General features: G+C 40.9%; 8 protein-coding genes. 1 reads left to right on the top strand and 7 read right to left on the bottom strand.

Annotated features, from left to right (window positions below; translation table 11 throughout):
• Positions 1-44: 44 nt before the first annotated feature.
• The 3 genes from BMW86_RS18095 to BMW86_RS18085 all read right to left on the bottom strand — a co-directional run bounded on the left by BMW86_RS18095 (position 45) and on the right by BMW86_RS18085 (position 4,527).
• On the bottom strand, positions 45-665 hold the full coding sequence (locus BMW86_RS18095) for an RNA polymerase sigma factor (protein WP_255372944.1): 621 nt from the start codon (positions 663-665) through the stop codon (positions 45-47).
• Between the two features lie 156 nt (positions 666-821).
• Positions 822-1,889: an acyltransferase family protein gene (locus BMW86_RS18090; RefSeq protein WP_089783118.1), complete on the bottom strand. Its 1,068-nt coding sequence runs from the start codon at positions 1,887-1,889 to the stop codon at positions 822-824.
• Between the two features lie 229 nt (positions 1,890-2,118).
• Positions 2,119-4,527, bottom strand: a complete 2,409-nt coding sequence (locus tag BMW86_RS18085; protein WP_089783117.1) for a TonB-dependent receptor — start codon at positions 4,525-4,527, stop codon at positions 2,119-2,121.
• A 219-nt stretch (positions 4,528-4,746) separates the two neighbouring features.
• Here BMW86_RS18085 and BMW86_RS18080 point away from each other — a divergent pair, with 219 nt between their 5' ends.
• Positions 4,747-5,109 carry a hypothetical protein gene (locus tag BMW86_RS18080; protein WP_089783116.1) on the top strand — a complete coding sequence of 121 codons (363 nt, stop codon included), beginning with the start codon at positions 4,747-4,749 and terminating at the stop codon, positions 5,107-5,109.
• 51 nt (positions 5,110-5,160) lie between these two features.
• On the opposite strand, the gene BMW86_RS18075 is transcribed toward BMW86_RS18080, so the two are convergent.
• The 4 genes from BMW86_RS18075 to BMW86_RS18060 all read right to left on the bottom strand — a co-directional run bounded on the left by BMW86_RS18075 (position 5,161) and on the right by BMW86_RS18060 (position 12,360).
• The gene (locus tag BMW86_RS18075) at positions 5,161-6,432 is read right to left on the bottom strand and encodes a calcium-binding protein (protein WP_089783115.1); all 1,272 of its coding nucleotides are present in this window, start codon (positions 6,430-6,432) and stop codon (positions 5,161-5,163) included.
• A gap of 1 nt (position 6,433) precedes the next feature.
• On the bottom strand, positions 6,434-6,973 hold the full coding sequence (locus tag BMW86_RS18070; RefSeq protein WP_177189298.1) for a redoxin domain-containing protein: 540 nt from the start codon (positions 6,971-6,973) through the stop codon (positions 6,434-6,436).
• Positions 6,974-7,062: 89 nt separating this feature from the next.
• On the bottom strand, positions 7,063-8,739 hold the full coding sequence (locus BMW86_RS18065; RefSeq protein WP_089783113.1) for a SusD/RagB family nutrient-binding outer membrane lipoprotein: 1,677 nt from the start codon (positions 8,737-8,739) through the stop codon (positions 7,063-7,065).
• A gap of 12 nt (positions 8,740-8,751) precedes the next feature.
• Complete coding sequence (locus BMW86_RS18060) at positions 8,752-12,360, bottom strand: SusC/RagA family TonB-linked outer membrane protein (protein ID WP_218149161.1); 3,609 nt, start codon at positions 12,358-12,360, stop codon at positions 8,752-8,754.
• Between the last annotated feature and the right edge of the window lie 18 nt (positions 12,361-12,378).

The following is a 12,378-nucleotide window of genomic DNA, read 5'->3' as shown; positions in this document are numbered from 1 at the left end:
ACCTTATCCCCTATTTATTCTTATTATACATGACATGCTTAAAATTATCCCTCCAAAACCAAATTATTTTTTGGTAAAGTTTTACAGAGGAGGAAAAGGCAAAAGAATATGGTCAAAAAGCGTTTATCTGATACTTTTTGCAGATTGTCGAGGGCTTTGTACAGTAATTTATAAGTAGAACTCATATTGATGTCCATAATAACTGCAATCTCTTCATAGGACATTCCTTCATAGAAGCGGAGAAAGATAATCTCCTGCTGGCGTGCCGGTAAAGTGTTTACCAGTGCAATCACCTGTTTACGTAACTCCTGTTCTTCCTGCCTGAAGGAGGCATCAGGGATAAAGTTTACTTCAAAACCGTTGTCTCCGGCTTCTCCGTCTAATTCAACAAATTTGGATAATGACTGTATTTTCCTGAAAAGCGTAGAACGTAATGCTTTATACAGATAATTTTTTACTGATACCGGGTTGCCCAGTCTGGTGCGGGTAGTCCACAACCTTACAAAGAGATCATGCACAACATCCTGAATCAGGTCGGCATCTCTTGTAAACTTGCGGCCATAATTGTTCAACAGTTCGTAAAATTCACCATAGAGCGCTGTAAACGCGTCCCAATCGCCCTGTTTAAACGCATTCCACCATAACACGTGACTCTCGGATTGCATTGGCAATTAAATTTTGGAAGACGATGGATAATAATACGAAAAAATTACTTGTTCTAAGTAACATTTTTGGGGGAGCGGGCGGTATGGGGGCTATTTTGGATAAATGTAAGACGCCGGGATAACCCCGGCGTCTTGTTGCTGCTTCTTTGCTGCGAGTTAAACTTTGACAATAATATTCCTCTTATACATGATCCATACTGGAATGAGTAACAGCAGTACCAGGGTGATGGCAGCTGCCAGTGATGCGTTATATGGAGAGAGGAAAGGCATAAACCAGGATGAGGGGATACCACCAAATACCTGGGGAATCACACCAGATAATACATAGGCTGTAATGGCGTTGCGGCCAAATGCCACAAAGGGTGGTGTGATCTTCTTATATCCCTGTACATCTATCAGCCAGTAACTGGTTGCCAGGCCCATACAGGCCAGGCCGGCTGTATATAATACAAAGGAGCTGGTCCAGAGGGCCTTATTAATAGGGAAGAAACTATCCCATATTAATCCAAGTAATACCGAGATGAACCCGAACACAAACATCCAGGCTACCTTTTCGGCATCCTGCTTGTCTTTGCGACGAATCCAGTCGCCTACCATAATACCCAGCAATCCTGTGGAAAAGGCTGGCAGGGTACTTAAAATGCCTTCAGGGTCCCATGTTTTTGAATGTGCCCACAGGTGATGTTCTGTGAGGATGGTACGGTCTAACCAGGCACCCAGGTTAGTCTCCGGTTCCAGGTTGGCGGGTCCTATTCCGGGAACGGGAACGAAGGTCATCAGTAAATAATAGCCTGTCAGGAAGGATATACATAACCATATACGTGTTTTAGCGCTTGTTTTAAGATATAACAGGGAGATGACCAGGTATACTACCGCAATACGGGGTAATACGCCGGGAATCCTCATATTATAGAAGTCGAAATGAGGGATGAGCCGGAACAGCATACCTATTACAAAGATGATGATCGCCCTTTTGATAATGTGCATGATCAGTTTGCCGTGTCCGGCGGTATCCAGTATGCGGTTGCTGAGTGCGAAGGCTACAGATACGCCTACCATAAAAAGGAAAAAGGGGAATACCAGGTCTGTAGGTGTACATCCGTTCCATTTCGAATGTTCCAGTGGTGCGTATACATGGTCCCAGTCTCCGGGGTTGTTCACCAGGATCATACCGGCTACGGTAAGACCACGAAAAAAGTCAAGAGATAAGAGTCTTTGTTTCATTCAATCGTTTTGTTTTATTGCAGGTGCTGGCAGGATCGTAATAATGGCAGTTGTCCGGGTCCTGGCCTGCGACAACTGCCTGTCCCCCTCTGATCTTTTATGCTATAAGTTCTAATTGAATCCCATAGGTGTCCAAATAAAAATATAAAAAAATTGCAAGGAAAGTTTACTTTTTATTTTATAGATTATCATGCAATGGTACTTCCTGTTTATTAATCAGCCGGTAAAATTAATTCTCCATCGAAGGTGGATTATCCAGATAATTATTTTGCTCTTTTGTTTTCTTAAATTCCAGGTGGCCAAATTTATACGTAAAACTAATACCGAATGAACGGTAAGGAATCCTTGTTAAACTTGTGGAGATGTAATTGGCAGCATATACTGTTGTCAACTTGTTTACATATTTGTTGAAAGGATTTGTAGCCGTTAATCCAACTGATGCTTTTTTATTCCAGAATGGTTTTCTGAGTGCCAGGTTGTAAGTGAGAGATTGTGGCAATTTTCCCTGGATGGTATTAAGTGCTGAATTATAATTACCAAAAGCCTCTACGATCAGATCTTTAGGTAAACGATAAGAGGCATTCAGGTTAAAACGGTAATTCATTCCATTTGCCTGAGTACCATTTAATAAATTGTTTACTACCCGTTTCTGTGTTATCATTATATTTCCACGCAGCGTGAGGTCCTTTAAAGGTAAAGAACCCGAGATATTCACCGCTGAGTTATACTCCTCTCCTATATTCTGCCTGTTGGTAACAGATACGTTGGTATATACAGTATCTCCGGCCTGGTAGCTGGGATAAAAAATAGTATACGGTTTCAGATCATTGGTATTGATACGTTCTATCAGTGCAACATAAATGTTTCCGCCATTGCTGAATGTTTTACCAAAACCCAGTTCAATGTTGTTCCCTATTTCAGGTTTCAATAAAGGGTTACCGGTTGTGATGTTATAAGGATCACTCAGGTTGAGGAAAGGATTGAGTTCTCTGTATTCAGGTCTTTCGATGCGCCTGGTGTAAGCCAGTTTTACAAACCTGTCATTGCTGAGATTATGTGAGAAGATAATAGCGGGAACAACAGTATTGTAAGAAGGAATATGCGTACCAGGTAAATCAATCTTTATATCTGTATGTTCAAAACGGGCGCCTGCTTTTACATCAAGAAAGTTGAATAAGCTGAATGAAGCAGACAGGTAGCCTGCATATACTTTCATGTCATAATTAAACTGGTAAGATTGTAATGGTGAATGAATATATAACTTTTGCAACGTATCAAATACCTGTACATCTGTATTACTGCCTATCTTTTGCAAGGTAGTTTTAACACCGGTTTCGAACGTCAGGTTTTTATTTACTTTATGGGAGTAGTCGATGGAAAGATCATGCTCTATATCAGTACCAGGGTTGTTGCTGGAAGAACCGGTATAAGGGAAAACAGCGTTGTTATAAGTCTGCGATTGCAGGTATTCATTGCGTGGAGTACCGGAACTACCGCTGTAAAGGATAGTCAGTTCCTTTCTTTTGTATGCCAGACTCCAATCCAGAGAATGAATGGAGGAGTGATTGTTTGAGATACGTGTCCCCAACGAAACCTCATCCTGCTGCTGATTAATATTTCCTATATTCTGACTACCGAAATAACTATAACCGAAAGAACCTGACAGATTATCTTTTGATGTGAGATCCCAGTCGAACCCTATACCTGACTGATACCCTTTTCGTTTAAAGTCGGAATAACCGTTCTGCAAAAGGTGATTAGTTACTTTGTTGACGGTGTCGAAAGATTGACGATCCTGAGAATAAGGGGTACGGGAAGATAACTGCATATTGCCACTGAAGAAGGCATTCATTCCAAAATTACCTTGTCTTACATTGATATTCGCCGCGGCGTTCTCCAGGCGGGTACCTGCGGAAAGACTCAGATTTCCATTGATCCCCTTTGCCTTATTATCTTTTAAAATGATATTGATGATACCACCGGTCCCCTGTGCATCGTATTTTGCACCCGGACTGGTAATTGCTTCTATACTTTTTATTTGCGTAGCCGGAATGGAAGCCAGTGCATCGGCTAAGCTGTTGCCAAAAATACTGGAAGGTTTACCATTGATCAGGAAGCGGATATTTGAATTTCCCTGTAATTCCACATTCCCGTCTATATCCACATTTACCTGTGGTACTTTCCTCAACAAGTCAATGGCTGTTCCCCCTTGTGAAGTCACATCATTGGCTGCATTATATACAATCTTATCTATCTTATTCTCTACTAAAGGGGCTTGTGAAGTAACAGTGAAAGCCTGTAAAGATCTTCCGGAAGATACCAGTTTTACCAGCACCGGTTTACCGGGCGTAATATTTTTTATACTAAAAGTAGTATATCCTAAAAAATCGATGGAGAGATTGTAGCTGCCGACAGCCAAATCTGAAATCTGAAAAGTACCATCAGGAGCAGTAACCGCTCCTGTAATTATTTTACCTGAGCTGGCATCTGTTACCTTTACGCTGGCATATTCTACCGGCTGTAGGGTCAAGCTATCCTGTACTTTACCAGAGATGCGAGTACCTTTCTGGGCAAAGCCAGTGAGAAATACAATACAGGTTAGGAAAAATGTGAGTATTAGCAGATTCACTTGTCTCATGCCGCAAACCTAGACAGAGAATCTGTAGAAAATCTAAAGCTGTGTATTATTTAACTTGTCATATTCAATGTTGTCACGTTGTTTAATCCCTTTGAAAGATAGGCTGGTTATTGATTTAATAAGCCCCGTTAAAATATTTAACGGGGCTTATTTTTGGTTTGATTTATATTTTTCAGTTATTCAAAAAACTTATACATTAGATAAAACAAATGATTTTTTATGGGAAATGAGTTGAGACAAATTTTATCAAAGTTTGATTCCATTGATCAGAAGTTTGCTTCTATTGATCAGAAATTTGACTTTATGCATCAGAAGTTTGATATAATGAATCAAAAGTTCGATGTGATGGACAAAAAATTTGATGCGATAGATAGACGATTCGATCTTATGGATCAGAAATTCGATGCTATGGACCAGAGATTGGGATTTATGGATCGTAGATTTGATGCTATAGATCAAAACTTCTTCGTTATCAACACAAAATTAAGTGTTATCGATAACCGTTTGGAATCTATAGAAGACAGCATCGAAAGAATCGAGGAATGGGTTCCTTTCAGACAGTCTCTTCCTAAGAGAAACTGACCTTACATCATTTTAGCCCCTAACCTTTTTAACCCTGCGTTTTTTTAATATCTATAGTGCGATATTCTCATCCCCCTCTTTATAAGGCACATAAATCATCAGTAAAGTAAACATCTCATCTGACGCTCTCATATTCCCCGTAGAGAAGACAATCTTTGGTGGATTATTGGGATTGAAAGGATTACTGGCCGTATTGTCATATACACCTATCATATTGATTACTGAACCTGCCGGGATCTTTATCAGTTTCTTCATCCGGTATAACTCCTGCCATCTGAAATCCCAGTCGGGAATATGTACCAGGTTAATTGTATCATTCTCTGGTGTTACCGCATATGCATAAAACTCTTTGCCCAGATAATGCATATGTGGCCATACATACATGACAGACTGCGTTTCCTGTGTCTTTACTTTTAATTTAAATGTACTCACCTGTTTGGCAAACAATACAAATTTAGGTTTGATATCCTGCTCTGCAATTCCACCGGAACCTAAACTGATAATACGCACATTCCTTTCAACAGATTGTTTTTTAAAGAACAACTTTACACCTAACATTGATTCCTCATTGGCAGCAATAGCAGAATAATGTACGGTTAAGATCAGCACTCCCCTCTTTGGTAATACCCATCCAAACTGTTTAGGGTAAAATTCATTGGTAGTTCCCGGTATCCAGCCTGAATAATATACCATATCTTTTTCCAATGGTACATATTTTTTCTTCTCTATACCCGCAGTATCCGTATCTGTATCAATCATCCATGGCCCATCATGAATATCTTTATCCGGCACTGCATAAAAACCATAATTAAGATGATGGATGATCTTCTTATTATTGGCATATAACTCCACTCCTTCTATATTCTGTGTATCCGATAATTCAAAAGGAATTTTAAATACTACGAACTTCTCTTCATTTGTACCCTTCACTAAAAACGTAGAATCAATTTTTAAAAGCAGATCAGGGGTACGGTTTAATACCTCATTATTATTCGTTACCGCTTTCTTTTTCTTATCCGGTGCATTGTCTGCAATCCAGTTAAGGATAGTTGTTTTTTCTTCTGCCGTCAGCGATCTGTTATTGGCAAAATCCCTGTAGTGTACATCTGCTCTCCAGGGTGGCATGTAATTGGTTTCAACAACATGTTTGATAAAAGATATACGCTTTTTGATACTTTCATACGTTTCGAGAGAAAACGGTGCATCTCCACCACTGCGATGACAGGTAGTACATTTAGCTGTGATAATTTCCTGTGCGTTCATCTGGCCAAAGGAGATATGGCTGATGCAAATTAATGTTATCAGTAATAGGAATATCCTCATATTAATTATCGTTGATAAAACATCCGATTGGTTGTGTATAAGCAGGACTGGCAGGCGCTCCATCCATTGTATGTACGATCGCATCATCCAGATAACTGATCGTTGCCTTTTTTGTACTCTTCCCTAATCCTACTACCCAGTTATCTATCGCACCATTATATTTTAAACTACGTTTCTCATCATATAAAAAAACTTCAGGGGTTACTGTGGCATGGATGGCAGTAGTGAGCAATTTCTTTTTATCAGTTAATAAAGTAAAACTGATCGCGTACTTTTTTTGAAAGGTAAGATATTCTTCCTTTGTATATCCGTCTCCGGGGAAAACACCTATGATCGTTAATACATCATGGTATTTTTGAGACAGCTGATTGAGGGTAAGTGTATAGTTCTGACATAAGGGGCATTCCGGCGATAACCATACTATCGCCAGCATTTTAGTAGATACCTGTTTTAGCAAAAAGCCCTTCTCCCCCGAAATATTTTCCAGGTGAATAGTATTGATCTTCCTATCCTGTGCGGGTAGCTGCAGGTATAAGAACATTATCAATATGGACAGTATAGCTTTGTGGTACATAACGTAATAAGCAGAAAGCCCCTTCCGGAGCTTTCTGCAATATAATATAATTAAAATTATTGAACGTCCCACCATACTCTGCCGGTGATATCATCGGGTGTTGAGAAACCCGGATCTTTCAACATATCGTTAATCGCATCCAGTGCGTTCTGGTAATTTAAACTTGTAATAGAAGGATATGTTACCACAAAACGACGAGGCATTGGCAATGCTTCGTTATCCTGTGTAACGGTTTCCAGTTTCAGGATATTACCTGTGATTGAAGGAAAGCCAGTCCTTTTAATAGTAGCCCATGCTTCATTCTGGTTCTTGTAACAGTTGAGATATTCCTGTACACTGATCTGTTCCAGGGCATGCGCCGGATCATATACGATACCAGTTTGTGTTTTGTAGTTTGTTACTTCAGCACCTGTTAATGGCGTATAATCTACTACAGCTGCTTTTGAACCCATATCATCATAGGTAGCCAGGGAAGCATCAATACCATTGTAATACCATGTTTGTGCATCTTCTGTGGTTACACCTGTTACAGCTAACTCTGCCCGCATAAAACATACATCCGCATACGTGATGATAGGGAATATGATTTTGTTCTTGCTGGCAGAATTGTAATACAGGTTAGGCTGGATGAAAGAAGAATATCTTACGGTTGTTGAAACCCCCTGATAACTGAATACGAGATCTTTAAAATAATAAGCGTAGTTAACATCTGTAGTAGCGCCCGGATTGGCAAATTGTCCGCGGTATAATTGTCCGTCCCAGGCCAGTGTAGCAGGCAATACACCTTGTGCTTTGGCAGAGTCGAACATATCTTTGGTAAGCGGCGCTTTCTGGAATAATGTACGGATACGCGGATCAGCAGTATTCCACATAAAGTCCACCAGGTTCTTTGCACCGGAAACATCACTGTTACTCTGTGGGTTGTAGTTACCACCTGATGAGAAGTCGGTACCACCTACAAATTTCCAGTCTTCATCCGTGTTGCTGATCAAACCACCATCATCAGCCAGGATCTTTGTTACCAAAGTTTTCATTTTGGCAGGATCTCTTTTTGATAATCTCATAGCGATCCTTAAACGCAAACTGTTAGCCGCTTTAATCCAGCTGGCAACTTTTCCTGCATAATAAAGATCGTAGTTAGTGATGTCTGTCTGCGTAGCTGAAGGTGTTGTTTTTAAAATGGCTATACAGGCAGCTAACTGGTTATCCAGTGTATCGTACAAAGCAGATTGTGAATTGTAAGAGGGTGTCAGTAAACCGGTATACCTTGCTTTGAATGCTTCGGTATAAGCAATGCTACCCTGTACATCTGACACATAGAATGCATAATAAGCCAGTGGAATACCTGTGATAGCACGCAGGTAAACGTATCTCTGTTTTTCTGCATCAGGCAATGCATCTATCAGGTGTATTACATCCACCAGTTTGCTTCCTACATTGTTGTAGAAGTTACTGTAACGCTGGTTAAGGTTTCCTGAACCATTATAAACAGTACCGGCATTACCTGTGCGTGTAACGAAACTCTGTGTCCAGTAATACATGGCCCTGTTGTAATCGTAATAATACTCGAAGTCATTACTATTGATGTTTAACAGAGCAGCAGTAAACTCATACTCCGGACGGATAACAAGTACATCATCCGGATTAGTATTCATCTCTGCGAATTTATCACGGCTACATGAGGTGAAAAACACACCCAGCAGCAGGATGATCGTTATATGTTTTAAGCGCATAATTTTAAATTTTTAGAAACTGCCATTAATAGAAAATCCAAAGCTGCGGATATAAGGCATTGCAGACCCTTCCGTCATCGCATCAGATCCGGTACTGTTCAGGTTCTCAGGATTGATATGATCCTTTGCACTGTTGTACAGGTACATCAGGTTATTACCCATTACTGTTACCCTTAAACCATTCAGTTTAAGTCTGCTAACCAGTTTAGATGGCATGTCATAAGTAAGGCTTACCTGCTGCAGAGAGATCCATGAAGAGGTGAACATGGATGCTTCCCTGATACCATTCGCCCAGCTGTGGGTATTCTGATATAAAGAAGTAGCGGCGGTAGGATTTACCCAACCTTTATCATATGCTTCTTTCATGCTTACACCGGAAAGATCGTGACTGTTACCATCAAGTCCTGTGACAACTACACCTTGTCTGTATACACCATCCAGGATCACACCATTTTCCAGTGCAGTACCAGCAGCATTAGTGAAAGCCAGACCACCGGTTGCCTTTGTTCTGTAAGGCAGGGTGCTTTCGATGCTACCTAACCATGAACCCAGATCATGCGTTGTAGAATAGATAGTACCACCAATTTTGCTGTCCATTACAAAACCTAACTGCCAGTTTTTGTAATTGAAGTTATTGCGCCAGTTACCCAGGAAGTCTGGTGTAATATGTCCTACTACCGGTTGCTGAGAAGCACCCTGTGCGTAGTTCTGTGCTCTTACAAAAACAGAAGAACCTTTTGAATTGGTCATATTCAGTACACGCTTACCATTAGATGCTGCATGGGAACCATCGGAGTCTTTATAGTATGCATATCCATAACCGGCGATAACAGTTCCATAGTCACCACCCTTCTTCGCAATTACCTGGTAACCATCACCATAACCCAGTGATACATAATCAAGGTTATAAGGGAGTGTTAACACTTTGTTTCTATTACGTGTGTAATTGAAGTAAGTATCCCAGGTAAAGTTCTTCGTTTGTACAGGTGTTGCATTCAAACGGATTTCCCATCCCTGGTTGCGCACTTTACCTCCATTGATCAGTGTAGCAGATACACCTGATTCTATAGGTGCAGAGAAGCTGATGATCTGGCTTCTGCTATCCTGAGAATAATAAGTAATATCAGCACCTAAGCGGTTCCTGAAGAACTTTGCTTCCAGACCAGCTTCCAGTTTGGTAGAACGGGTTGGGGAAAGAGACTGGTTGGGTAATGTGTTAGAGCTAAATTTATAGTTTACAACAGATGCACCGTTTGCACTGTTATAAGGACTGTTAGCTGAATAAGCACCCGTATTGGCAGTATAAGCATTTGTACCACCACCTACGCTGGCATAAGACAAACGCAGTTTACCATAATCAAATGCTTTTGGCATTTTAAAGGCATCTGTGAATACCCACGCTATATCCACACCGGGATAGAAGTAAGAATAGTTACCATGACCATCATTGTACACCAGTGTAGAGTTCCAGTCGTTCCTCGCATACAGGTTCAATGTAAGGTAATCACGGTAAGTTAAACTACCCTGACCAAATGTTGAAGTAGTTTGCTGCTGATTAGGTGCATACTCTGTAACATTCGCTTTACCATTAGAATTAGATAAACGATAGATATCAGGAAGTACGTACCCATTCATAGAAGCATACATGCTTTTTGAAGTAGATTTCACTATTTCACCACCCGCCTGCAATAACATGGTAAAGTCACTGTTAAGCGTAGTGTTGTAGTTGAAGTTTGATCTGTAACGTTCTACTCTTGTATTGGAGGTAGTGGTTTCATAAGCAGGACTGCCAAAACCAACATCCTGTCCTCTTCTTTTATTTTCACCATTGATACCAATGTAATTCACACTCACGTTACCCTGCCAGTCTAATCCTTTTAATAAAGTAGCTTTCAGGTCAACGCTTCCGCGGAAGTTATTCTCTACCTGTGTATTGCTGTTCTGAAACAGGCTGTAGAAAACATAGGTTAATCCGGTTGGATCGTTTGCATTTACACCACCGTTCTGATCATCTATATAATGAGACATCCAGTACTTGGTATCATAGTTTCTTGAACCACCATATACGAAGTTACGCAGTGTACCATTACTTCCCACGTTGGCAGGGTTCCTTCCATTGCTTTGTACATAAGTAGCATTTGCATCTACCAGCAGTACACCAGCCAGTCTCTGTGTAGCCCTGAACGTGATGTTATTTCTTTTCAGATCGTTATTAGGGGTAACACCTTCTGAATAAAGATTTGAATAAGCCAAACGGTAAGTACCTCTTTCAGTAGCACCGGATACACCTACATTATAGTTACGTGTAACACCGGTACGGAATGCATCTAATGCATTGTGAGGACGGGGATTATTCAGGATTTTCTTGCCTGTGATATCGGTAACTGGCTGGCCTGTCATTTCAGGACCAAAATTATAGAAGTAGTTAGCCGGATTGATAGACAGGTTACCATCAGCATCTTTTAAAAAGTCATTCAAGCCAAAACCACCACCATACTTATTCTGTAAATCTACCGTCTTGTAAGGAGTAGCATATAACACATCTGCAGAGAAAGAAACACCAAGTCCTTTCTGGCTGTATCCTTTTTTAGTTTTGATGAGGATAACGCCATTGGATGCACGACTACCGTACAATGCTGTTACTGCACCACCTTTTAAGATACTGATAGACTCGATATCATCAGGGTTGATATCTTTCAGGATATTACCGAAGTCCTGGTCGCTGGCTTTATTTGGTGTTACCACGTTCTGGTCCATTACGATATCATCCAGTACGATCAGTGGCTGGTTACCGTAAGGATCCAGAGAAGAACTACCTCTTATCAGGAAACGGGTACTTGCCTGTGGGCCGCCCACGCCGGACTGTACCTGCAAACCTGCCACCATACCCTGCAATGCTGCAATAGGATTGATAGGGTTTGCACGTTTGATATCTTCACCGGATACCTGTGTAACAGCATATCCCAGGCTTCTTGTTTTACGGCTTTCACCGAAACCGGTCACTACTATTTCAGATAATGCACCTGCTTTGGATTGCAGCTGTATTTTCATTGGTCCGTCACTATTCGCCGCTACTTCTTTTGCTTCCATCCCTACGAAAGAGAACACCAGGATAGCACCCGCAGGAACATCCAGTGAAAAGGAACCATCAGCGGCTGTGGAAGTACCTTTAGTAGCGCCTTTTACATGTACAGAAACACCAGGTAATGCGTTCCCTTTTTCATCACGTACCACACCGGTTACTTTTTCCTGTGGGGCAGCCACTGTTACCTGTACGGGTTCTGTTACCGGTTTATGGCTTACAATGATGGTTTTATCTTCGATAGTATATGTGAGTGACTGATCTTTTAAACACAGGCTCATGACCTGTTCTATTGTTGCATCTTTTACGGAGATGTCAACGGGAGGGGCATTTTTAAGCAGTTTGTAATCGTACCAGAAAAGGTACCCTGTTTGTTGTTTAATTACTGCGAATACTTTTTCCAGAGGTACGTGTTTACCAGTATAGGTAATATTCTGCGAATAGCCATTCGCATTGATCTGCAGGCTAAAAACCAGCAGTAATAGTACAGTAAAGAAACGGTATCCAGGTCTGGTTTTACCGCGCATGGGCGTGTTCATACCTTGATGAGTTTTTGG

The sequence above is a fragment of the Chitinophaga sp. YR573 genome (assembly GCF_900110995.1).
GTDB lineage: Bacteria > Bacteroidota > Bacteroidia > Chitinophagales > Chitinophagaceae > Chitinophaga.
This window is presented reverse-complemented; position numbering and strand designations above follow the sequence as displayed.